General features: G+C 60.0%; 18 protein-coding genes and 1 pseudogene. 15 read left to right on the forward strand and 4 right to left on the reverse strand.

Translation table 11 applies throughout. The annotated features are described in order from the left end of the window. The first annotated feature begins 77 nt into the window (after positions 1 to 77). From OHJ17_RS08110 to mdtQ, 5 genes and pseudogenes are all read left to right on the forward strand, one after another. Positions 78 to 1,442 (forward strand): carbohydrate porin, encoded by a 1,365-nt coding sequence (locus OHJ17_RS08110; protein WP_004175080.1) that lies wholly within the window; start codon positions 78 to 80, stop codon positions 1,440 to 1,442. A 155-nt stretch (positions 1,443 to 1,597) separates the two neighbouring features. Further along, positions 1,598 to 2,431, forward strand: coding sequence for a transcriptional antiterminator BglG (gene bglG / locus OHJ17_RS08115; protein WP_002912842.1), 834 nt, complete (start codon positions 1,598 to 1,600; stop codon positions 2,429 to 2,431). Between the two features lie 30 nt (positions 2,432 to 2,461). After that, positions 2,462 to 4,436 (forward strand): annotated as a pseudogene (bglF, locus tag OHJ17_RS08120) (PTS beta-glucoside transporter subunit IIABC). 15 nt (positions 4,437 to 4,451) lie between these two features. Then, positions 4,452 to 5,846, forward strand: coding sequence for a glycoside hydrolase family 1 protein (locus tag OHJ17_RS08125; protein WP_015958733.1), 1,395 nt, complete (start codon positions 4,452 to 4,454; stop codon positions 5,844 to 5,846). Positions 5,847 to 6,116: 270 nt separating this feature from the next. Further along, a complete protein-coding gene (mdtQ, locus tag OHJ17_RS08130) occupies positions 6,117 to 7,556 on the forward strand; it encodes a multidrug resistance outer membrane protein MdtQ (protein WP_004149095.1) in 1,440 nt (479 codons plus the stop codon). Positions 7,557 to 7,589: 33 nt separating this feature from the next. Here mdtQ and OHJ17_RS08135 read toward each other — a convergent pair whose 3' ends face one another. Next, positions 7,590 to 8,159: a DedA family protein gene (locus OHJ17_RS08135; protein ID WP_002912833.1), complete on the reverse strand. Its 570-nt coding sequence runs from the start codon at positions 8,157 to 8,159 to the stop codon at positions 7,590 to 7,592. Positions 8,160 to 8,313: 154 nt separating this feature from the next. On the opposite strand from OHJ17_RS08135, the gene OHJ17_RS08140 reads away from it, so the two are divergent. Both OHJ17_RS08140 and pbpG read left to right on the forward strand, forming a co-directional pair. Beyond that, positions 8,314 to 8,901: a Yip1 family protein gene (locus OHJ17_RS08140; RefSeq protein WP_002912831.1), complete on the forward strand. Its 588-nt coding sequence runs from the start codon at positions 8,314 to 8,316 to the stop codon at positions 8,899 to 8,901. A gap of 188 nt (positions 8,902 to 9,089) precedes the next feature. Further along, positions 9,090 to 10,040, forward strand: coding sequence for a D-alanyl-D-alanine endopeptidase (pbpG, locus tag OHJ17_RS08145; protein ID WP_004180615.1), 951 nt, complete (start codon positions 9,090 to 9,092; stop codon positions 10,038 to 10,040). A 341-nt stretch (positions 10,041 to 10,381) separates the two neighbouring features. Here the strand turns inward: pbpG and OHJ17_RS08150 are convergent, their stop codons facing one another. Both OHJ17_RS08150 and dld read right to left on the reverse strand, forming a co-directional pair. Then, positions 10,382 to 10,936, reverse strand: coding sequence for a GNAT family N-acetyltransferase (locus OHJ17_RS08150; RefSeq protein ID WP_002912829.1), 555 nt, complete (start codon positions 10,934 to 10,936; stop codon positions 10,382 to 10,384). A gap of 85 nt (positions 10,937 to 11,021) precedes the next feature. Then, entirely contained in the window at positions 11,022 to 12,767 is a 1,746-nt protein-coding gene (dld, locus tag OHJ17_RS08155; protein WP_002912827.1) for a D-lactate dehydrogenase, read from the reverse strand. Positions 12,768 to 12,961: 194 nt separating this feature from the next. Here dld and bglX point away from each other — a divergent pair, with 194 nt between their 5' ends. From bglX to OHJ17_RS08180, 5 genes are all read left to right on the forward strand, one after another. Then, positions 12,962 to 15,259: a beta-glucosidase BglX gene (gene bglX, locus OHJ17_RS08160; protein ID WP_021470311.1), complete on the forward strand. Its 2,298-nt coding sequence runs from the start codon at positions 12,962 to 12,964 to the stop codon at positions 15,257 to 15,259. Positions 15,260 to 15,395: 136 nt separating this feature from the next. Continuing rightward, positions 15,396 to 16,313, forward strand: a complete 918-nt coding sequence (locus OHJ17_RS08165; protein ID WP_039819413.1) for a glycine betaine ABC transporter substrate-binding protein OsmF — start codon at positions 15,396 to 15,398, stop codon at positions 16,311 to 16,313. A 7-nt stretch (positions 16,314 to 16,320) separates the two neighbouring features. Continuing rightward, positions 16,321 to 17,478, forward strand: a complete 1,158-nt coding sequence (locus tag OHJ17_RS08170) for an ABC transporter permease (RefSeq protein ID WP_004144224.1) — start codon at positions 16,321 to 16,323, stop codon at positions 17,476 to 17,478. Beyond that, the gene (locus tag OHJ17_RS08175) at positions 17,471 to 18,418 is read left to right on the forward strand and encodes an ABC transporter ATP-binding protein (protein ID WP_004149083.1); all 948 of its coding nucleotides are present in this window, start codon (positions 17,471 to 17,473) and stop codon (positions 18,416 to 18,418) included. Before OHJ17_RS08170 ends, OHJ17_RS08175 begins: the two co-directional genes overlap by 8 nt. Continuing rightward, entirely contained in the window at positions 18,402 to 19,139 is a 738-nt protein-coding gene (locus OHJ17_RS08180; RefSeq protein ID WP_004151128.1) for an ABC transporter permease, read from the forward strand. Before OHJ17_RS08175 ends, OHJ17_RS08180 begins: the two co-directional genes overlap by 17 nt. Here OHJ17_RS08180 and OHJ17_RS08185 read toward each other — a convergent pair. Further along, complete coding sequence (locus OHJ17_RS08185; RefSeq protein WP_002912762.1) at positions 19,114 to 19,227, reverse strand: protein YohO; 114 nt, start codon at positions 19,225 to 19,227, stop codon at positions 19,114 to 19,116. The two genes, OHJ17_RS08180 and OHJ17_RS08185, sit on opposite strands and share 26 nt — an antisense overlap. 228 nt (positions 19,228 to 19,455) lie before the next feature. Here OHJ17_RS08185 and OHJ17_RS08190 point away from each other — a divergent pair, with 228 nt between their 5' ends. From OHJ17_RS08190 to OHJ17_RS08200, 3 genes are read left to right on the forward strand one after another with little or no spacing between them, the layout of a single operon-like run. Further along, positions 19,456 to 21,144, forward strand: a complete 1,689-nt coding sequence (locus tag OHJ17_RS08190; RefSeq protein WP_002912760.1) for a sensor histidine kinase — start codon at positions 19,456 to 19,458, stop codon at positions 21,142 to 21,144. Then, complete coding sequence (gene btsR, locus OHJ17_RS08195; protein WP_004144215.1) at positions 21,138 to 21,857, forward strand: two-component system response regulator BtsR; 720 nt, start codon at positions 21,138 to 21,140, stop codon at positions 21,855 to 21,857. Before OHJ17_RS08190 ends, btsR begins: the two co-directional genes overlap by 7 nt. A 47-nt stretch (positions 21,858 to 21,904) precedes the next feature. Further along, on the forward strand, positions 21,905 to 22,375 hold the full coding sequence (locus OHJ17_RS08200; protein WP_002912756.1) for a YehS family protein: 471 nt from the start codon (positions 21,905 to 21,907) through the stop codon (positions 22,373 to 22,375). The last annotated feature ends 23 nt before the right edge of the window (positions 22,376 to 22,398 follow it).

Here is a 22,398-nt window from a genome sequence, read left to right on the forward strand (position 1 = left end):
TTTTTAAAAAAAGAAAACGGGTAAATAAATAGCCTGGGGATCCCCTTTGTTTTTATTCAGTCACGGTGGATATCACAATGCATAACAAAAAAATAAATCAGCTTTTGATCGGCGCTATGCTGGCGGCCATGGCGCCTGCCGTGAGCGCCGCGGACATCCCGGCGTGGAACGGCAGCGCGCTGGGGTTTGAAGCCGGGCAGCAAGGGCTGCTGGGCGATATGCTAGGCATTCGTCCGATCCTTGAAGAAAACGGCTTTCATTATAATCTCGGCTATCTTAACGAGATGGCCTACAACGCCGGCGGCGGTTATGACCATGATAAACACCTGGCCTATATTGACCAGGTGGCGCTGACCTTTACCCAGGATCTGGAGCGCTGGACCGGCATACCGGATGCGCGTCTCGAAGGCAACATCGTCAACCGCAACCACGATGATAATCTCACCACGAAACGGCTGCAGGATCCGCGGGTGAGTTTCAACGATCTATCGCAGGAGAGCTGGGGCGGCGGGTCGATTACCCGCCTTGGCTGGCTCACCTTTGCCCGCAGCTTTGACGACCGCCGCCTGACCTGGCGCATCGGCATGATGAACAAGGTGCAAACCTTCGACCAGATCATACCCTGCGATTTTCAGCTGCTGACCCAGTGCGGTGGGAAATCGGCCAACTCGCTGACCTGGAATAACTGGAACATTCATACCTGGGGCACCACCCTGGAGTACAAGCTGACGCCGACCGTCACCCTGAAAGGCGGAGTGATGGAGCAAAACCCGCAGGCTACCGCGCGCAGCCACGCGTGGAGCTGGTCGACGAAGGGTAGCAAAGGCATCTTACTGCCGATGGAGATCGAAACCCGTCCGCTGATTAATGGCCTGCCGGGAGCCTATAACCTTGGCGTGGTCTGGACTAACGCGCCGCAGAGCGACCTCTACAGCGGTAAATCCGGCGGCGCCGGGGCGACCGATCCGCAAGGTTACGCCGAGCACGACAGCACCTGGTTTATGTACGCCGGCCTGAACCAGCAGATCACCCGCCACGCCGACGACCCGCTGCGGGGGATGAGCGTCTCACTGAGCGGCAGCCTCAGCGACCAGCGCAGCAACTATATCCACTCCGCCGTCGCCGCCTCCATGCGCTACCGCGGTCTGTTTGACGCCCGCCCGGAGGACTGGATTGGCTTCGGCCTGACGTGGATCGACATGAGCAGCCACTACGCACGTAATCAGCGCTATATGAATCAGATAAGCGGCGCCACCGACTATAACGATCCGGCTTACCAGCCGGTGGCCGGTCATTCGCTGAACGGTGAGCTCTATTATCGCTTCCGCCCGGTCTCCTGGCTGGAGCTGCAGCCGGGCCTGCAGTACTGGCACCGTCCGGGCGGCGTCGCTCAGACCCAGGACGCGTGGGTAGTGGAGTGGAAAACCGTCGTGACCTTCTGATAGTCGCGATCTTAATCACGTTTTTTCACTTGTCAGGTTGAGCGCGCAGCAGAAGTTGTTACAGTGCGGGTGTTGGATTGCAACTGCTGCGGCAGGCAAAACCTGATCACCTGGCGTTTCGTCGGGGGTCAGGTTTTTTTGTTTCTGGGGTCTATATGCAAATCGCCAAAGTACTCAATAACAATGTGGTGGTGGTTCTCGACGAGCACCGGCGCGAACAGGTGGTGATGGGGCGAGGGCTGGCCTTTCAGAAACGCCCGGGCGACGTGCTGGACGACAGTAAAATTGAAAAAGTTTTCGCCTTACAAAGCGATGAGCTGGTCGGCCGCTTAGGCGAGCTTCTCAGTCAGATACCGTTAGAAGTGATGACCACCTGCGATCGCATTATCGACCTGGCACGCGGACGGCTGGGCAAGTTACAGGAAAGTTTGTACATCACGTTAACGGATCACTGTCATTTTGCTATCGAGCGGCAGAAAAAGGGCATCGCACTGCGTAACGTGCTGCTGTGGGAGATTAAGCGGCTGTATCCGAAGGAGTTCGCGCTGGGCCAGGAGGCAAGGGCCATCATTGCCAAAAGGCTCGGCGTGGAGTTGGCGGAGGACGAAGCCGGATTTATCGCCCTGCATCTGGTGACGGCGCAGCTCAACAGCGAAATGCCGGAGGTCATGCACGTGACCCGGGTGATGCAGGAGATCCTGCAGCTGGTGAAGTATCAGCTGCAGCTTAACTACGATGAAGAGTCGCTGAGCTATCAGCGTTTCGTCACCCACCTGAAGTTTTTCGCCCAGCGGATGCTGACGCGCACGGTGGTGGAAGATGACGACGTCTCGCTGCACAGCGCGGTGAAAGATAACTACGCCAAAGCGTGGAAGTGTGCGGAAACGGTGGCGACGCATCTGCAAAAGCAGTATCAGCGGTCGCTGACCACCGAAGAAATTATGTTTCTTGCCATTCATATCGAACGGGTAAGAAAAGAGGGGCGTTAATTCTCCCCAACAAAACTGGATTGTTACTGCATGATGCAGGCAAAACCTGAGCGCGACGCCCACCGGCGTGGTTCTCGGGTTTTTTTATTTTTTACTACTCAGTCGCCGGTTGTCTGCGGGCAGCGGCAGTAAGGAAAAGAGCATGGAATATAAAGCACTCGCGCAGGATATTCTCAACCGCGTCGGCGGCAAAGAGAACATTGTGAGTCTGGTTCACTGTGCGACACGTCTGCGTTTTAAACTGAAGGATAACGGCAAAGCCGATGCCGAAGGGCTGAAGGCCAATCCGGGCGTGATTATGGTGGTGGAGAGCGGCGGCCAGTTTCAGGTGGTGATTGGCAACCACGTTCACGACGTCTGGCTGGCGGTGCGCCAGGAGGCGGGGTTAAGCGATGACAGCGAACCGGTTGCCGAGGAAAAAGCGGCCAAAGGATCGGTGTTAAGCCAGCTTATCGACATCATCTCCGGCATTTTTACACCGTTTATCGGCGTGATGGCGGCAACCGGTCTGCTGAAAGGCCTGCTGGCGCTGGCGGTGACCTGCGGCTGGCTTACGCCGGAGCAGGGGACTTATAAAATCTGGTTTGCCGCCAGCGACGCGCTGTTCTTTTTCTTCCCGCTGTTTCTTGGCTATACCGCCGGGAAGAAGTTTGGCGGCAACCCGTTTATCTCGATGGTGATTGGCGGGGCGTTAACCCACCCGCTGATGATTCAGGCCTTTGAGGCCAGCCAGGCGCCGGGCGCGGCGGTGGAGCACTTTCTCGGCATTCCGGTGACCTTTATCAACTACAGCTCGTCAGTGATCCCGATTATTCTCGCCTCATGGGTCTGCTGCTGGCTGGAGCGCAAGAGCAACGCGCTGTTGCCGTCATCGATGAAAAACTTCTTCAGCCCGGCCATCTGCCTGGCGGTGGTGGTCCCGCTCACCTTCCTGGTGATTGGCCCGGTCGCCACCTGGCTGAGCCATCTGCTGGCCAACGGCTACCAGTTCATTTATGCGTTTGCCCCATGGCTGGCGGGCGCGGTACTGGGCGCCATGTGGCAGGTGTGCGTTATTTTCGGCCTGCACTGGGGGCTGGTGCCGTTGATGATCAACAACATGACGGTACTTGGTCACGACTCCATGCTGCCGATTATTCTTCCGGCGGTGATTGCCCAGGTGGGCGCCGTGCTCGGTATTTTCCTCGCCACCCGCGATGCGCGTCAGCGGGTGCTGGCCGGTTCCGCCTTCTCCGCCGGGCTGTTCGGCATCACCGAGCCGGCTATCTATGGCCTGACTCTGCCGCTGCGCCGTCCGTTTATCTTCGGCTGTGTCGCCGGGGCGATTGGCGGGGCGATCACTGCCTTTAGCAACAGTTATGCCTACTCGTTTGGCCTGCCAAACATCTTTTTCCCGGCGCAAATGATCCCGCCCGGCGGGATTGACGCCAGCGTCTGGGGCGGGCTTATCGGCACCGGCGTGGCTTTCGTGCTCGCCTGCGTGCTGACCTTCTTCGCCGGCCTGCCGCGCGGTAGCGCCGCACCAGGCGCCGTGACGGTAGCCCCGGTCTCGGCAAACGATATTCTGGCGCCGATGAGCGGCAGCGTTATCGCCCTCGAGCAGGTGCCGGATAGCACCTTCGCCAGCGGCCTGCTGGGTAAAGGGGTCGCCATTATCCCGGCGGTGGGCCAAGTGATTGCCCCGTTCCCGGGCGAAGTGGCCTCCCTGTTTCAGACTAAACACGCCATCGGCCTGCAAAGCGACAGCGGCATTGAGCTGCTGATCCACGTCGGCATTGACACGGTCAAACTCGACGGCGTGCCCTTTACCGCGCATGTGAAAGAGGGCGACAGGGTACAGGCCGGCGATCTGCTGATTGAGTTTGATCGCCAGGCGATTCTGGACGCCGGCTACGACCTGGTGACCCCGATCATTATCAGCAACAGCGACGACTACCGGGAGATTGATACGGTGGCGTCCAGCACCGTCGAAGCCGGTCAGCCGCTGTTGTCAGTCAGCCATTAATCACAGGAGAAAAAGATGAAAACATTCCCGACGGATTTTTTATGGGGCGGCGCGACCGCGGCCAATCAGGTGGAAGGTGCTTATCTGGAAGATGGCAAAGGCTTATCCACCTCCGATGTGCAGCCGCACGGCGTGTTCGGCGAAGTGGTCGAGCGCGTACCCGGCGACAGCGGCATAAAAGATGTGGCGATCGATTTTTACCATCGCTATCCGGAAGATATTGCCCTGTTTGCCGAGATGGGCTTTAACTGCCTGCGAGTCTCCATCGCCTGGACCCGCATCTACCCCAACGGCGACGACGCCGAGCCGAACGAAGCCGGCCTCGCGTTCTACGACAAGCTGTTCGACGAGATGGCGAAGCACAGCATCACCCCGCTGGTGACGCTGTCGCATTATGAAATGCCATGGGCGCTGGTAAAAAACTACGGCGGCTGGGGCAGCCGGGAGGTGATTGGCTTCTTTGAGCGCTACGCCCGGACGGTGTTCAGCCGCTATAAAAATAAGGTCAAACTGTGGCTGACCTTTAACGAAATCAATATGTCGCTGCATGCCCCGATGACCGGCGTCGGCCTGCCGGCCGGCAGCAGCAAAGGCGAGGTGTATCAGGCGATTCACCACCAGCTGGTGGCCAGCGCGCTGGCGGTCAAAGCCTGTCATGAGCTGGTGCCTGAGGGCAAAATCGGCAATATGCTGCTCGGCGGGCTGATGTATCCCCTGAGCTGCAAACCGGAGGATGTGTTTGAGACGCTGCAGGAGAACCGCAGCTGGCAGTTCTTCGGCGACGTACAGGCGCGCGGCGCGTACCCGGGCTATATGCAGCGCTATTTCCGTGACAACGGCATCACGCTCACCATCACCGACGCCGATCGTGAAGCGCTAAAAACCACCGTCGACTTTATCTCCTTCAGCTACTACATGACCGGCTGCGTCACCGCCGACGAGGCGCTGAACCAGCAGGCGCGCGGCAATATTCTCAGCATGGTGCCGAACCCGCACCTGGCGAGCTCGGAGTGGGGCTGGCAGATAGACCCGCTGGGCCTGCGCACGCTGCTGAACGTGCTGTGGGATCGCTACCAGAAGCCGCTGTTTATCGTGGAAAACGGTCTGGGCGCCAAAGATAAGGTGGAAGCCGACGGCAGCATTAACGATGACTACCGCATCAGTTACCTGAACGACCACCTGGTGCAGGCGCGGGAAGCCATTGACGATGGCGTTGAGCTGATGGGCTTTACCAGCTGGGGACCGATTGACCTGGTGAGCGCCTCAAAGGCGGAGCTGTCGAAGCGCTACGGCTTTATCTATGTCGACCGCCATGATGACGGTACCGGCACCCTGGCGCGCAGTAAGAAGAAGAGCTTTGGCTGGTATAAAGAGGTGATTGCCAGCCGCGGCGCCAGCCTGAAAGCCTAAAGAATGCCCGCCCGGCCATCGCCGGGCGGGAGATTAGCCGGTTTACGCGCGCGCAGTAAAAAGGTCATCGGAGGTTCTTTCTCTTCATCCAGAGCGGGCAGGATGGAAAAGAGGTGCGGCTCGTTAAAAGATGCCGGCTTATATTCATCCCTTGAATTGATAAGGTTGTTTATTTTTAGCAAACTAATAATTTAGTCACACGCTTTACTAAACGCGTTTAATTCAATTAACTTATGATAACCAACCTGATTAAGTTATCTGACCTGTCCAATGAAATTGATATTAAATAAAAGCGTGCTGGCGGCATTGCCCCTGGCCATCGCGCTGGCTGGCTGCGCGCCATCTCATGAGGTTGCTAATCCGCCGCAGCAGCAAATTCCAGCCTCCCATGTTTCCATGGATCTCCCTGCCGCCGTGAAAAATGGCTGGCCGCAGACTGACTGGTGGAAAGATTACCATGACCCACAGCTTAATAATCTGATTCAGCGAGCGTTGGCCAACGCGCCGGATATGCAGATTGCCGAACAGCGCATCAGGCTTGCCGAAGCGCAGGCGCGAATGTCGCAGGCGAATCTTGGCCCGGAGATGGATTTCTCCGCCGATATTGAACGCCAGCGCATGTCGGCCGAAGGCCTGATGGGACCGTTTGCTACCGACACCGACGGCAATACCGGCCCGTGGTACACCAACGGTACCTTTGGCCTGACCGCCGGTTGGGATCTCGATCTGTGGGGCAAAAACCGTGCGCTGGTGAAAGCGCGTATCGGCGAGCTGAAAGCCCAGGTTGCTGAACAGGCCCAGACCCGTGAGCTGCTCTCCGGCAGCGTGGCGCGTCTGTACTGGCAGTGGCAGACGGAAGCGGCGATCAAAGCGGTGCTGCAGCAGGTGAAAAACGAGCAAAATAATATTGTGACGGTCGACAAGGCCCTGTATCAGCGCGGGATCACTAACTCCGCCGAAGGGGCGGAGAACGATATTAACGTCAGCAAAACCGACCAGCAGCTGGCGGACGTGACGGGCACGATGAAAGAGATTGAAGCGCGGCTGATGGCCCTGACCAACAGCCAGAGCCAGTCGCTAAACCTCAAACCCGCCAGCCTGCCAACGGTCAGCGCGCAGCTGCCAGATACCCTCGGCTATGAGCTGCTGGCGCGCCGCCCGGATCTGCAGGTCGCCCACTGGTATATTGAGGCGTCCCTGAGCGAAGTGGACGCGGCGAAAGCGGCATTTTATCCGGACATCAATCTGATGGCGTTCCTGCAGCAGGATGCCCTGCACTTAAGCGATCTTTTCCGCCATTCGGCGCAGCAGATGGGCGTTACTGCCGGGTTGACGCTGCCGATCTTTGACAGCGGCCGCCTTAACGCCAACCTGGATATCGCCAGCGCGCAGAATAGCCTGTCGATCGCCCAGTACAACAAAGCGGTGGTGGATGCCGTTAACCAGGTGGCGAAAACCGCCAGCCAGGTCGAAACATTAATGGCCAAAAGCCAGCAGCAGCAGCAGGTTGAAAAAGACGCTCAGCGGGTAGTAGATCTGGCGCAGGCCCGAATGGCGGCGGGGATCTTACCTGGCTCCAGAGTCAGTATGGCGAAGCTCCCGGCGCTGCAGGAACGGATCACCGCATTGCGCCTGCACGGCCAGTGGATTGACGCCAGCATTCAGCTGACCTCGGCCCTCGGCGGCGGCTACCACCAGACGGTGAAGTAACCGCCAACCACGGTGCGCCCGCGGGCGCGCCGCTTAGTCTTTCTTCTTACTCTCGCGCCGCCTGAGCCACCAGTGGGCGGCCACCACCACCACCACCGCGAGGATCAGCCAGATCCAGTGCTTCAGATGGGCGTCCAGATGATGCAGCCACGGGCCAACCACCTCGCCGCCGAGATAGCCAATGGTGGTAAACAGCAGGGCCCACACCAGCGCTCCGACAATATTCAGCGGCAGGAAAATGCGCGGCGGCAGGCGGCTGGCGCCGATCAGCAGGGGGCCGATTACCCGGAAGCCATACATAAAGCGGGTGCCGATGACAAACAGCCACGGCCGGTGCTGGATCATACGCTGCGCTTTACGGATCCGCGCTTTCTGACTGGCGAAACGGCGCAGGATGCGTCCCCCGAAGCGGCGACCGACCAGATAGAGCAGCTGATCGCCAATCATCCCGCCGAGGGCGACGGCGATCACCACCAGGGGAAATTTCAGTAGCCCCTGATGCGCCGCGACGCCGCCCAGCAGGGTAATGGTCTCACCTTCCGCCATGCTGCCGACGATCAGCGCCGCGTAGCCATACTGGGAAATCAGGTGATTGATATCCATAAAAAGCTTTTCTCCTTACCTCATCACCTCTTAATCATACACCCTGCTGACCAAAACGCGGCGACGCAGAATTTTCTGTGCTGTACATAAAATAATCTACAGGGTGAATTATACTTGGATCAGTGCAGTACGAAGCCGTGACAAGGGGGACGCTATGAACCATGTCTGGGGGCTCTTCGCTCATCCCAACCGGGAAATGAGCGTGATTAAGAGCGAGAATGAAACCATTTCTCATCACTATACGCATCATGTGCTGCTGATGGCGGCGGTTCCGGTAATCTGCGCCTTTATCGGCACCACGCAGCTGGGCTGGAACTTCGGCGATGGCACCGTGATTAAACTGTCGATGCTGACCGGACTGGCGCTGGCGGTGCTGTTTTACGCCGTGATGCTCGCCGGGGTGGCGATCATGGGGCGGGTCATCTGGTGGATGGCGAGGCAGTATCCGCAGCAGCCTTCCCTGAAACGCTGCATGGTGTTTGCCGGCTACGTCGCCACCCCGCTGTTTCTGAGCGGGATTGTGGCGCTCTATCCGCTGGTCTGGCTGTGCGCGCTGGTCGGTACTATTGCGCTGTTCTATACCGGGTATCTGCTGTATCTCGGCATTCCGACCTTCCTGAGCATTAATCGGGAAGAGGGGTTAAGCTTTGCCAGCTCGACGCTAGCTATTGGGGTACTGGTGCTGGAAGTGCTGCTGGCCATCACCGTGGTGCTCTGGGGGTATGGCTACCGACTCTTCTGATCGGGCGACACGGGTAAATATGCATTGCCGGCAAATATGTATTTTATGTCGGCAATGCAGCATTTCTTCACGATTCTTATTAGGCACAGGGCCTTACGGCGCGGTATGATGGCGTTTGCCAGCGAAGTTGCCCACTTAACCTCGCGGCGTACGTTCCATAACGTGCAAAAATACTTTTCAGAATGCCCATGATGCCGAAATTTCGAGTCTCTTTGCTCAGCCTGACCTTGCTGCTGGCTGTGCCTTTTGCGCCCCAGGCGTTAGCAAAAACCCCGACGGCGGTGACCGCCTCGCAGCCGGAAATTGCCTCCGGCAGCGCCATGATCGTCGATCTGGCCACGAAAAAAATCATTTATGCCAGCCAGCCGGATCTGGTGCGCCCGATGGCGTCGATCACCAAAGTGATGACGGCCATGGTGGTGCTCGATGCCCATCTGCCGCTGGATGAGATGCTGACGGTGGATATCAGCCATACGCCGGAAATGAAGGGGATCTACTCCCGCGTGCGCCTCAACAGCCAGATTAGTCGCCGCGATATGCTGCTGCTGGCGCTGATGTCTTCCGAGAACCGCGCGGCCGCCAGCCTGGCGCATCACTATCCGGGCGGCTACGACGCTTTTATTCGCGCGATGAACGCCAAAGCCCAGGCGCTGGGCATGACCCATACCCGCTACGTGGAGCCCACCGGCCTGTCGGTGCATAACGTCTCCACCGCCCGCGATCTGACCAAACTGCTGATCGCCAGCGAGCAGTATCCGCTGATCGGCCAGCTGAGCACCACCAAAGAAGAGACCGCCACCTTCGCCCATCCGGCCTACAGCCTGCCGTTCCGCAACACCAACCATCTGGTGTATCGCGATAACTGGAACATTCAGCTGACCAAAACCGGCTTCACCAACGCTGCCGGCCACTGCCTGATTATGCGCACGGTGATTAACCAACGTCCGGTGGCGCTGGTGGTGATGGATGCCTTCGGCAAATATACCCACTTCGCTGACGCCAGCCGCTTGCGGACCTGGATTGAAACCGGGAAGGTAATGCCGGTACCCGCCTCGGCGCTGAGCTATAAAAAGCAGCGCGAAGCGCAGATGGCGGAGGCGATGCTGAAAGGCGGCGCGCAGACCGCGCAGAACGATTAATCTGCATGTCTCCCGGATGGCGGCGCATTGCGCCTTATCCGGGCTACGTGATTTGGCGCCGGGTTCGCCCCTTTCGTAGGCCCGGCAAGCGCAGCGCCGCCGGGCAATATAGCCGACACCGTGCCGCGTGTGTGCCGGATGGCGTCTCGCGCCTTATCCGGCCTACGTGATTTGGCGCCGGGTTTGCCCCTTTCGTAGGCCCGGCAAGCGCAGCGCCGCCGGGCAATCAGGTCGAGTGCCGGTGTTTGTGGCGGATGGCGGCTGACGCCTCTCCGGAACCGCGCTGAACGGTAGCCCGGCTAAGGCGTTTACGCCGCGAGCCGGGGATTTGACGCCGGATATCACTCCGGCAGCGTCCAGTCGCCGTCACCCAGCGCGCGCTGCATAATCAACGTATCCCGCCAGTCGCCCATCTTGTAGCCGACGCTGCGCAGCTGACCCGCCACGGTAAAGCCGAACTTTTTATGGATCGCCAGCGAGCCGGCATTGTTATGGCCATCGCCGATGATCGCCAGCATCTGCCGCCACGGGCCTTTCTCGCACTCAGCGATTAGCCTGGACAGCAGCGCGCTGCCGATGCCGCGTCCGCCCATTCCGGATTCCACGTATATCGATTCCTCGAGGGTGTAGCGATAGGCCGGACGCGGGCGATAGAAGGTGGCATAGCAGTAGCCGACGATAGCCCCGCGCCACAGCGCTACCAGCCACGGCAGCCCGTTGTCGCGCACGGTCTGGATCCGTTTACGCATTTCGTCAACGGTGGGGGGGATCTCTTCGAAGGAGGCGCGGCCATTAAGTACGTGCCAGACATACAGCGCGGCGATGGCGTGCGCATCGTCGGGCAGCGCTTCGCGAATTTCTAAATCACTGTCGAGTAACGGGGCCTCTGCGGGCATGGCGGCGCTCCTGAATCTGCCGGAGAAACATTCTCCGGCGTGCAGCGTAATACAGAAGCGCCAGGCTGAATAGTCCTGCCGTCGATTATTGCGGATCCGCCGGAGAGGCTGGCGTCGGGGCCGCTTCACCCCAGTATTTCTGCTTGCTGGTTTTACCAATCCCCGGGTTCATGCTGTTGGTGGGATCGTTCTGGCGATAGAACTGCTGCAGGCTCTCCGGGGCCTCATACAGATGACCCACGTTATGCTCCGCCGGATACTGGGCGCCGCGCGCTTTCAGTAACTCCAGCATTTTTTCCTTCAGCGCGTGGGCGTCGACCCCTTTCCTGACGATGTAATCCTGATGGAACACATGGCACATAAAGTGGCCATAGTAGAGCTTATGCACCAGCTGGCTGTCGATTTCGGGCGGCAGATGTTCGAACCACTCGGTATCGTTACGGCGCAGGGCGATATCCAGCGCCAGAATATCTTCGACTTCGTCGGCATGCACCGCCTGATAGCGGATCGCCGCGCCGGCGGCGGCAAAGCGATGGAGGAACGCCTTGCTGCCTTCCTCCGGCGTACAGGCGAAGAAATCCCCCTCGGCCTGCTGGAAGTACTCCGTCAACCAACGCTGCGCTTCTTCGATGCCGTCGCCAGCCATCTTCAGCAGCAGATGATGTTCATATTTATCGCGCCAGGTTTTCATCCGCTCCGGTAAATGCGCCGGGAAGACGTGGCCGAGCTTCTGCATAAAGCGGTCGGTAAAGTGCGGCTTAAACAGCGAGACTTTCTCCAGCATCGCGTCGGTGCGCCCCTTCATGGTGAAGAAGAACGGCATTTTGTCGGTGCCGAGCTTGTCGATCATCAGGAAGGTGTCTTTGCCATACTTCTCGGCGATATCGTAAATATCGCGGTGCATATATTCCCCCGCCACCGGCAGATGCTGGAACTCGGCGAGGATATGGCGGCGGATCTCGGTCAATACCTGCGGCTGGTTGGTGCCAATGTAAAACACCTGCTGGCGCTTTTCCGCCGGGAAAGTATCGAGACGCACGGCGAAAACCGCCAGCTTGCCGGCGCAGCCGGAGGATTCGAACAGGCGGTCCGGGTCGGCGTTATAGCGCGCCGGGGTGTCGGCATCGACATCGCGCACGCGGGTGACATAGTCGTGATCGTGGGCGTGGCGGCCGTCGTGCAGGACATCGCTATCGCTAATCCGTTCGTCGTCGAGGCGGCTGAGGATCTGCTCCGGCGTGCTGCCGAGATCGATACCCAGATGATTGACCAGCTTCAGCTTGCCGTCGGCGTCAATCTGCGCGAACAGCGACATCTCAGTGTAGGCCGGCCCGCGCTGCACCAGCGAGCCGCCGGAGTTGTTGCAGATCCCGCCGATGACCGATGCGCCGATGCATGACGAACCGATCACCGAGTGCGGTTCGCGTCCCAGCGGTTTGAGCGCTTTTTCCAGCGAATAGAGGGTGGTGCCGGGCCAGGCCAGCACCTGCTCGCCTTTGTCCAGCAGATGCAGTTTGTCCAGGCGCAGGGTGCTGATAATCACGATCTCGCGATCGTAATCATTGCCGTTGGGGGTCGAACCTTCGGTCAGGCCGGTGTTGGCCGCCTGCATCAGAATTATTTTATCGGCGTCTACGCAGGCGTTGAGCACGCGCCAGAGCTCCAGCAGGGTACCGGGAAAGACAACCGCCAGGGCCTCGCCCTGACCGGAGCGGAAGCCCTTGCGGTAGCGCTGGGTTTTTGCCGGGTCGGTCAGCAGATGCGAAGGGCCAACCAGGCGCGCCAGGTCAGCCAGAAACGTTTTATGGGTGTCAGTGGGTGCAGATGACATGTTCCACTCCTTGTGGTGGTGCGCGAAATATCGAGGATAAGCATAGCGCTTTGTATGACAATTTGATGCATGAATGTTTCGCAAAAATCAGAGAAGAACCTTAGCATTCTGCGGGCGCGTTGTTTATATATATGGCAAACTGCGGTTTTTATTATGTTTTACCGAGTCCCCGTCTGAGATAAAGCGAGATAACAATGAAATGGCTCTGCACTGTAGGCGTCGCCGTGAGTCTGGCGCTGCAACCCGCGCTGGCGGATGAACTGTTTGGTAACCACCCCCTGACCCCGCAGGCGCGGGATGCCTTTGTCACCGACCTGCTGAAAAAAATGACGGTGGACGAGAAAATCGGCCAGCTGCGTCTGATAAGCGTTGGCCCGGATAACCCGAAAGAGGCGATCCGTGAAATGATCAAGAACGGTCAGGTGGGGGCGATTTTTAACACCGTTACCCGCCCGGATATCCGTGTAATGCAGGATCAGGTGATGCAGCTTAGCCGCCTGAAGATCCCGCTGTTCTTTGCCTACGATGTGCTGCACGGTCAGCGTACCGTGTTTCCGATAAGCCTCGGCCTGGCCTCGTCGTTTAACCTTGATGCGGTGAAGACCGTGGGCCGCGTGTCAGCTTATGAAGCCGCCGATGACGGCTTGAACATGACCTGGGCGCCGATGGTCGACGTCTCCCGCGACCCGCGCTGGGGACGCGCTTCCGAAGGGTTCGGGGAAGACACCTATCTGACCACGATGATGGGCCAGGCGATGGTGGAGTCGATGCAGGGCAAGAGCCCGGCGGACCGCTATTCGGTGATGACCAGCGTCAAGCATTTCGCCGCCTACGGCGCGGTGGAGGGCGGGAAAGAGTACAATACGGTCGACATGAGCCCGCAGCGCCTGTTCAACGACTATATGCCGCCGTATAAAGCCGGGCTTGATGCCGGCAGCGGCGCGGTGATGGTAGCCCTGAACTCGCTGAACGGCACCCCGGCGACCTCTGATTCCTGGCTGCTGAAAGACGTCCTGCGCGACCAGTGGGGCTTTAAAGGCATCACCGTTTCCGACCACGGCGCCATCAAAGAGTTGATTAAGCACGGCGTGGCCTCCGACCCGGAAGACGCGGTGCGCGTAGCGCTGAAGTCCGGCATCAACATGAGCATGAGCGACGAGTATTACAGCAAGTACCTGCCGGGGCTGGTGAAGTCCGGCAAGGTGACCATGGCCGAGCTGGATGATGCCACCCGACACGTGCTCAACGTGAAATATGATATGGGACTGTTCAACGATCCCTACAGCCACCTGGGACCGAAAGATTCTGACCCGCAGGACACCAATGCGGAAAGTCGTCTGCATCGTAAAGAGGCGCGCGAAGTGGCTCGCGAGAGCCTGGTGCTGCTGAAGAACCGTCTTGATACGCTGCCGCTGAAAAAATCCGGCACTATCGCGGTGGTGGGCGCGCTGGCGGACAGCAAGCGCGACATGATGGGCAGCTGGTCCGCGGCCGGGGTGGCCGACCAGTCGGTGACCGTCCTGACCGGCATCAAAGAAGCGCTGGGCGATAACGGCAAAGTGATTTACGCCAAAGGGGCGAACGTTACCGATGACAAAGGCATTGTCGATTTCCTCAATTTGTATGAGAACGCGGTGCAGGTTGACCCACGCTCGCCGCAGGAAATGATCGACGAAGCGGTCGCGGCGGCGAAGCAATCCGATGTGGTGGTCGCCGTGGTGGGCGAGGCGCAGGGCATGGCGCATGAGGCCTCCAGCCGGACCGATATCACCCTGCCGCAGAGCCAGCGCAATCTGATTGCCGCTCTTAAAGCCACCGGCAAACCGCTGGTGCTGGTGCTGATGAACGGGCGTCCGCTGGCGCTGGTGAAAGAGGATCAGCAAGCCGATGCGCTGCTGGAGACCTGGTTTGCTGGCACCGAAGGCGGCCACGCCATCGCCGACGTGCTGTTTGGCGACTACAACCCGTCGGGCAAGCTGCCGATGTCTTTCCCGCGCTCGGTGGGGCAGATCCCAACCTACTACAGCCACCTGAATACCGGCCGGCCGTATAATCCGGAGAAGCCGAACAAGTACACCTCGCGTTACTTCGATGAAGCCAATGGCCCGCTGTATCCGTTTGGTTACGGCCTGAGCTACACCACCTTTAGCGTCTCCGATGTCAACATGTCGTCGGCCACCATGCCGCGCGATGGCAGCGTGACCGCCAGCGTGCAGGTGACCAACACCGGCAATCGCGAAGGGGCGACGGTGATCCAGCTCTACCTGCAGGACGTCACCGCCTCCATGAGCCGGCCGGTGAAAATGCTGCGCGGCTTTAAAAAGGTCACCCTCAAACCGGGCGAAACGCAAACCGTTAGCTTCCCAATCGACGTCGGCGCGCTGAAGTTCTGGAATCAGCAAATGAAATACGTTGCTGAGCCGGGCAAATTCAATGTCTTTATCGGCGTGGACTCCGCCCGCGTGAAGCAGAGCGAGTTTGAGCTGCTGTAAGGCATCGCTCTTAAGTCCAACGTCACGCTTTAAAGGCCGATTAATCGGCCTTTTCTTTTTCGCATCGCTGGCAAATGGGCTACGCTTTTCTCTTAAGCTTCTGTAAGCGAAGCGCAAAAGAACTGAGGGATGCGGGATGAAGATGGCAACGACATGGTCCGGCGCGCTGGCGCTGGCCGCCCTGATAAGTTTACCGCTGCAGGCGGCGGAGCCGGTGAAGGTCGGCTCGAAAATTGATACCGAAGGCGCGCTGCTGGGCAATATGATCCAGCAGGTGCTGGAAAGCCACGGCGTAAAAACGATTAATAAAATCCAGCTCGGCACCACGCCGGTGGTGCGCGGGGCGATTGTCGCCGGCGAGCTGGATATCTACCCGGAATATACCGGCAATGGCGCCTTCTTCTTCAAAGATGAAAACGACCCGGCGTGGAAGAATGCCCAACAGGGCTATGAGAAGGTGAAGCGCCTCGATCAGGAGAAACATCAGCTGGTATGGCTCACCCCGGCGCCGGCCAACAACACCTGGACTATCGCCGTGCGCCAGGACCTGGCGGAGAAAAATAAGCTGACCTCGCTGGCCGACCTCAGTCGCTACCTGAAGCAGGGCGGCGAATTTAAGCTGGCGGCTTCGGCGGAGTTTATTGAGCGCCCGGACGCGCTGCCGGCGTTTGAAAAAGCGTATGGCTTCAACCTCAACCAGAACCAGCTGCTGTCGCTGGCCGGGGGCGATACGGCGGTGACCATCAAAGCGGCGGCGCAGCAGACCTCCGGTGTCAACGCGGCGATGGCCTACGGCACCGACGGCCCGGTGGCGGCTCTGGGATTACAGACGCTGAGCGACCCGCAGGGCGTGCAGCCGATTTACGCCCCAACGCCGGTGGTGCGCGAGACGGTGCTGAAAGCCTACCCGCAGATCGCCGACTGGCTGCAGCCGGTCTTCGCCAGCCTCGATGAAAAGACCCTGCAGCAGCTCAACGCCCGCATCGCGGTGGAAGGCCAGGATGCGAAGCGCGTGGCGGCAGATTATCTGCAGCAGAAAGGCCTGCTGAAGTAAGCCACCGGTGACCATTCGCTGTACTCACCGCGTCGGCCTGCTGCTGACAGGTCTGCTGCTGGTTACGCTGGCGCTGCCGTTTATTACTTACGCGCCGAATCGCTTACTCTCCGGCGAAGGGCGCGGGCTGTGGCAGGTAATGCCCTGGCTCGCCGGCGTTCAGCTGGCGGCGGCCCTTGCCGGGATGCTGCTTTGCTGGCTGCCAGGCAGGGCCGCGCCGCTTCTCCACCTGCTGCTGGCCGAACTGCTCTTCCCGCTGCTTATCTGGGGCAGCGGCCAGGCGGCGCTTGAGCTCTCCCGCCATGGCTCGCCGCTGGCGCGCACCTCGCCCGGCAGCGGCCTTTGGCTGTCGCTGGCGCTTTGTCTGCTGCTGGCCAGCGAGGCCATCCGTCATCTTACCGTCCGGCCGCTCTGGCGCTGGCTGCTCAATGCGCAAGTCTGGCTGTTGCCCATCATCCTGCTCGCTATCGGGGCGCTCGATCAGCTCTCCTTGCTGAAGGAGTATGCCAACCGTCAGGAGGTATTTGATGACGCCCTGCGCCAGCATCTGCTTCTGCTGTTCGGCACCCTGCTGCCGGGCCTGCTGATTGGCCTGCCGCTGGGGGTATGGCTGTGGCGGCGTCCGCGCTGGCAGGCGCCGGCTTTCACCGCGCTCAATGTGATCCAGACTATTCCGTCGGTAGCGCTTTTTGGCCTGCTGATTGCGCCGCTTGCCGGTCTGGCGCGTTATTTCCCGACGCTGGGCGAGCTGGGCGTCTCCGGGACCGGCGTGGCGCCAGCCCTGATCGCTCTCACTCTCTATGCGCTACTGCCGCTGGTGCGCGGGGTGGTGACCGGCCTGCAGCAGGTACCGCAGGATGCCCTGGAAAGCGCGACGGCAATGGGCATGAGCGCCGGGCAGCGCTTTCGTCAGGTGCAGCTTCCGCTGGCGATGCCGGTACTGCTGCGCAGCCTGCGGGTGGTCAGCGTGCAAACCGTCGGCATGGCGGTAGTGGCCGCGCTGATCGGCGCCGGCGGCTTTGGCGCGCTGGTTTTTCAGGGGCTGCTGAGCAGTGCGCTGGATCTGGTGCTGCTGGGCGTGGTGCCGACCATTGCCCTGGCGGTGGTGGTGGATGCCCTGTTCGCCCTGTGGGGCGCCTGGCTAAAAGGAGAGGCCAATGATTGAATTTCAAGGGGTCAGCAAAGTGTTTGCCGGCCACCCGGCGGTGAAGGACCTGACCCTGGAGCTGCGCGAAGGCGCTTTCTCGGTGCTGGTGGGGACTTCCGGCTCGGGCAAGTCGACGACGCTGAAGATGATCAACCGTCTGCTGGAGCCGGACCGGGGCACTATTCGCTTTGCCGGCGAGGACATTCGCCAGCAGCCGGTCCTGACCCTGCGGCGGCGGATGGGCTATGCCATCCAGTCCATCGGCCTGTTTCCCCACTGGACGGTGGCGCAGAATATCGCCACCGTGCCGCAGTTGCAAAGATGGCCGCGGGCAAGGATCGCCGACCGGATCGACGAGCTGATGGCGCTGCTGGGGCTGGAGGCGACGCTGCGCGACCGTTACCCGCATCAGCTCTCCGGCGGCCAGCAGCAGCGGGTGGGGGTGGCGCGGGCGCTGGCGGCAGATCCGGAGGTGCTGTTGATGGATGAGCCCTTCGGCGCCCTCGACCCGGTGACCCGCGAGGCGCTGCAGCAGGAGATGCTGCGCATCCACCGTCTGCTGGGACGGACGATTGTGCTGGTGACCCATGATATTGACGAAGCGCTGCGTCTGGCGGACCACCTGGTGCTGATGGACGGGGGCGAGGTGGTCCAGCAGGGGGCGCCGCTGGAGATGCTCCTGCGACCGAAAAATAGCTTTGTACAGACCTTTTTTGGCCGTAGCGAGCTGGGCGTGCGCCTGCTGTCGCTGCGCGAGGTGGGGGACTATTTGCGTCCCGACGAACGGCTGGCGGGCGAGGGGCTGACCGTCACCATGACCCTGCGGGAAGCGCTGTCGCAGTTTGTCGCCCGGCGCTGCGAGACGCTGCCGGTGGTCGATGCCGAAGGCAGGCCCTGCGGTACGCTGCATTTTGCCGATCTGCTGCGCCAGGAGATGAGCCATGAAGGCGCTTCGTGAGCCGCTGTGGTGGCTTATCGCGCTGTTTATCGGCCTGCTGGCAGGGCTGCCCTACAGCGCGCCGCTGTTCAGTCGGCTGTTCCCGGAACTGCCGCGGCCGGTCTACCAGCAGGAGAGCTTCTGGGCGCTCACTCTCGATCACGGCTGGCTGGTGGTGGCGTCCAGCCTCGCGGCAACGGCAATCGGGCTGGGGGCAGGGGTGGCGGTCACCCGGCCCGCCGGCAGCGCGTTTCGTCCGCTGGTGGAGACCATCGCCGCTATCGGTCAGACCTTTCCGCCGGTGGCGGTGCTGGCGATGGCGGTGCCGGTGCTGGGCTTTGGCTGGCTGCCCGCGCTTATAGCCCTCGCGCTGTATGGCATACTGCCGGTGCTGCAGGGGACACTGGCCGGGCTGGGTTCGATACCGCCTGGGGTGTCAGGCGTGGCTGAAGGGATGGGAATGACCGGCTGGCAGCGTCTGTATAAGGTGGAACTACCGCTGGCGGCCCCGGTGATCCTGGCGGGGATCCGCACCTCGGTCATCGTCAATATTGGTACCGCGACCATTGCCTCGACGGTGGGGGCCAGTACGCTCGGGACGCCGATCATCATCGGCCTGAGCGGCTTTAATACCGCCTATATTGTTCAGGGGGCGCTGCTGGTGGCCCTGGCGGCGATTATCGTCGACCGCGCGTTTGAGCGTCTGACCCGCTGGATCAGCCGACACCGCCACGCACAATAAAGGAATAGCCGGCCAGCATTACGCCGCTGATCCCGCCGATGGCCATAAGTAAGAAGAGAGTGACGACCGCGATTTTCGCTGGCTTCATAATAGGCTCCTGATGTTAACAGGGGGATTATACGGTGAAGCGCAGGTGTTAATGAAACATTAATTGCGGTTTAGCGCGCCGCGCCGGGCTTTTTGCCGCGTTTGCTGCGCAACGCGCCGCAAAAAGTGTGATCCTGGCCGTCATTTTTCATTTTTATGCAGGGCTTCAAAGAAAGTTTTCGCCAGGCAGGGTATGGTACGCGCTTTCAGGCATGTGTGGTTTGCGGGTATGTACGAGTTTGATCTGGTGTTGCTGCTGCTTCAGCAGATGTGCGTATTTTTGGTCATCGCGTGGTTGATGAGCAAAACCCGACTGTTTATCCCCCTGATGCAAGTCACCGTTCGCCTGCCGCACAAGCTGCTGTGCTACGTCACCTTCTCCATTTTCTGCATTATGGGGACCTATTTCGGTCTGCATATCGAAGACTCCATCGCCAACACCCGCGCCATCGGCGCCGTGATGGGCGGCCTGCTCGGCGGCCCGGTGGTCGGCGGGCTGGTGGGGCTCACCGGCGGCCTGCACCGCTACTCGCTGGGGGGAATGACCGCCTTAAGCTGCATGGTCTCCACCATCGTCGAGGGGCTGCTGGGCGGGCTGGTGCACAGCGTGCTGGTCAAACGCGGCCGGCCGGACAAAGTCTTTAGCCCGCTGACCGCCGGGGCGATCACCTTCGTGGCCGAGCTGGTGCAGATGATGATCATTCTGCTGATTGCCCGCCCGTTCCAGGACGCCCTGCATCTGGTGCAGAGCATTGCCGCGCCGATGATGGTCACCAATACCGTCGGTGCGGCGCTGTTTATGCGCATTCTGCTGGATAAACGGGCGATGTTTGAGAAGTACACCTCCGCCTTTTCCGCCACGGCGCTGAAGGTGGCGGCGTCCACCGAGGGGATCCTGCGTCAGGGATTCAACGAAGAGAACAGCATGAAGGTGGCCCAGGTGCTGATCCAGGAGCTGGACATCGGCGCGGTGGCGATCACCGATCGCGACAAGCTGCTGGCGTTTACCGGCATCGGCGACGACCACCATCTGCCGGGCAAGCCTATTTCCTCCTCATATACGCAACGGGCGATTGAGACCGGGGAGGTGGTCTACGCCGACGGCAACGAGGTGCCTTACCGCTGCTCGATTCATCCGCACTGTAAGCTGGGGTCGACGCTGGTGATCCCCCTGCGCGGCGAGAATCAACGGGTGATAGGCACCATTAAACTGTATGAGGCGAAAAATCGCCTGTTCAGTTCGATCAACCGCACCCTCGGGGAGGGGATTGCCCAGCTGCTGTCGGCGCAGATCCTCGCCGGACAGTACGAGCGGCAGAAGGCGCTGCTGACGCAATCCGAAATCAAGCTCCTGCACGCCCAGGTCAACCCGCACTTCCTGTTTAACGCGCTTAACACGCTGAAGGCGGTGATCCGCCGCGACAGCGATCAGGCCGGCCAGCTGGTGCAGTATCTGTCGACCTTCTTTCGCAAGAACCTGAAACGGCCGACGGAAATTGTCACTCTTGCCGATGAGATCGAGCATGTTAACGCCTATCTGCAGATTGAGAAGGCTCGCTTTCAGGCTAACCTGCAGATCCAGATGGCGGTGCCGGAAGGGCTGGCGCATCACCAGCTGCCGGCTTTTACCCTGCAGCCGATCGTGGAGAACGCCATTAAGCATGGTACATCGCAACATCTTGGCGTCGGCGAAATTACCATCCGCGCCAGCCAGGACGATCGCTGGCTGCAGCTGGATATCGAAGATAACGCCGGGCTGTACCGGGCCAACCCCCAGGCCAGCGGGCTGGGGATGAATCTGGTGGACAGGCGGCTGCGGGCGCGTTTTGGCGCCGACTGCGGCATCAGCGTCACCTGCGAGCCGGAGCGCTTTACCCGTGTCACCCTACGTCTGCCCCTGGAGGAGAATGCATGCTGAGAGTATTGATCGTCGATGATGAGCCGCTGGCGCGGGAAAACCTGCGCATTTTGCTGGAGACACAGCGCGATATCGAGATTGTCGGCGAGTGCGGCAACGCGGTGGAGGCCATTGGTGCGGTGCATAAGCTGCGTCCCGACGTGCTGTTTCTCGACATCCAGATGCCGCGCATCAGCGGTCTGGAGATGGTCGGAATGCTCGACCCGGAGCACCGCCCCTATATCGTGTTTCTCACCGCCTTTGATGAATACGCGGTGAAAGCCTTTGAGGAGCATGCCTTTGACTATCTGCTGAAGCCGATTGAAGCTGCCCGGCTGGAGAAAACCCTCGCCCGCCTGCGCCAGGAGCGTAATCTGCAGGATGTGTCGCTGCTGGATGATGCTCAGCAGACGCTGAAATACATTCCCTGTACCGGCCACAGTCGTATCTGGCTGCTGCAGATGGAGGATGTGGCCTTCGTCAGCAGCCGGATGAGCGGCATCTACGTGACCGACCGCGAGGGAAAAGAGGGCTTTACCGAACTGACCCTGCGCACCCTTGAGAGCCGCACGCCGTTGCTGCGCTGCCATCGCCAGTATCTGGTGAATATGGCGCACCTGAAGGAGATTCGCCTGGAGGAGAATGGTCAGGCGGAGCTGCTGATGCGCGCCGGGCAAACGGTGCCGGTGAGCCGGCGCTATTTAAAAAGCCTGAAAGAGGCGATTGGCCTGTAAAGCTGGTACACTGCGCCCCATTGCATCATCGACAGTAAAAGGCCCTCATGCTCAGTAATGATATTCTTCGTAGCCTGCGCTACACCCTGAAAGTCAATAATAACGATATGGTGCGCATTCTCGCGCTCTCCGCTATGGAATCCACCGCCGCCAGCTTCGACACCTGGACGACGAAAGAGGATGAAGAGGGCTTTGTTCGCTGCCCGGACATTATCCTGTCGGGTTTCCTTAACGGCCTTATCTATGACAAGCGCGGCAAAGATGATTCGGCCCCGGAGCTGGCGCTGGAGCGTCGGGTGAATAACAACACGGTGCTGAAAAAGCTGCGGATCGCCTTCTCGCTGAAAACGGACGATATCCAGGCGATTATGAGCGAGCAGAAATACCGGGTGTCGGTGCCGGAGATCACCGCCATGATGCGCTCGCCTGACCACAAAAACTACCGCGAGTGCGGCGACCAGTTTCTGCGCAATTTCCTGCGCGGACTGACCCAGCGGGTGCATAACCCGAAGGCATGATTTTTTGCCGGGTGGCGGCTTCG

Origin of the sequence: Klebsiella sp. KP20-425-1 (assembly GCF_025813515.1) — a bacterium.
Taxonomy (GTDB): Bacteria; Pseudomonadota; Gammaproteobacteria; order Enterobacterales; family Enterobacteriaceae; genus Klebsiella; species Klebsiella pneumoniae.

What these genes read in the sequence shown, in the direction of transcription:
- OHJ17_RS08110 (WP_004175080.1), top strand. Translation starts at nt 78, where the DNA reads ATGCATAACAAAAAAATAAATCAGCTTTTGATCGGCGCTATGCTGGCG.
- bglG (WP_002912842.1), top strand. Translation starts at nt 1,598, where the DNA reads ATGCAAATCGCCAAAGTACTCAATAACAATGTGGTGGTGGTTCTCGAC.
- OHJ17_RS08125 (WP_015958733.1), top strand. Translation starts at nt 4,452, where the DNA reads ATGAAAACATTCCCGACGGATTTTTTATGGGGCGGCGCGACCGCGGCC.
- mdtQ (WP_004149095.1), top strand. Translation starts at nt 6,117, where the DNA reads ATGAAATTGATATTAAATAAAAGCGTGCTGGCGGCATTGCCCCTGGCC.
- OHJ17_RS08135 (WP_002912833.1), bottom strand. Translation starts at nt 8,159, where the DNA reads ATGGATATCAATCACCTGATTTCCCAGTATGGCTACGCGGCGCTGATC.
- OHJ17_RS08140 (WP_002912831.1), top strand. Translation starts at nt 8,314, where the DNA reads ATGAACCATGTCTGGGGGCTCTTCGCTCATCCCAACCGGGAAATGAGC.
- pbpG (WP_004180615.1), top strand. Translation starts at nt 9,090, where the DNA reads ATGATGCCGAAATTTCGAGTCTCTTTGCTCAGCCTGACCTTGCTGCTG.
- OHJ17_RS08150 (WP_002912829.1), bottom strand. Translation starts at nt 10,936, where the DNA reads ATGCCCGCAGAGGCCCCGTTACTCGACAGTGATTTAGAAATTCGCGAA.
- dld (WP_002912827.1), bottom strand. Translation starts at nt 12,767, where the DNA reads ATGTCATCTGCACCCACTGACACCCATAAAACGTTTCTGGCTGACCTG.
- bglX (WP_021470311.1), top strand. Translation starts at nt 12,962, where the DNA reads ATGAAATGGCTCTGCACTGTAGGCGTCGCCGTGAGTCTGGCGCTGCAA.
- OHJ17_RS08165 (WP_039819413.1), top strand. Translation starts at nt 15,396, where the DNA reads ATGAAGATGGCAACGACATGGTCCGGCGCGCTGGCGCTGGCCGCCCTG.
- OHJ17_RS08175 (WP_004149083.1), top strand. Translation starts at nt 17,471, where the DNA reads ATGATTGAATTTCAAGGGGTCAGCAAAGTGTTTGCCGGCCACCCGGCG.
- OHJ17_RS08180 (WP_004151128.1), top strand. Translation starts at nt 18,402, where the DNA reads ATGAAGGCGCTTCGTGAGCCGCTGTGGTGGCTTATCGCGCTGTTTATC.
- OHJ17_RS08185 (WP_002912762.1), bottom strand. Translation starts at nt 19,227, where the DNA reads ATGAAGCCAGCGAAAATCGCGGTCGTCACTCTCTTCTTACTTATGGCC.
- OHJ17_RS08190 (WP_002912760.1), top strand. Translation starts at nt 19,456, where the DNA reads ATGTACGAGTTTGATCTGGTGTTGCTGCTGCTTCAGCAGATGTGCGTA.
- btsR (WP_004144215.1), top strand. Translation starts at nt 21,138, where the DNA reads ATGCTGAGAGTATTGATCGTCGATGATGAGCCGCTGGCGCGGGAAAAC.
- OHJ17_RS08200 (WP_002912756.1), top strand. Translation starts at nt 21,905, where the DNA reads ATGCTCAGTAATGATATTCTTCGTAGCCTGCGCTACACCCTGAAAGTC.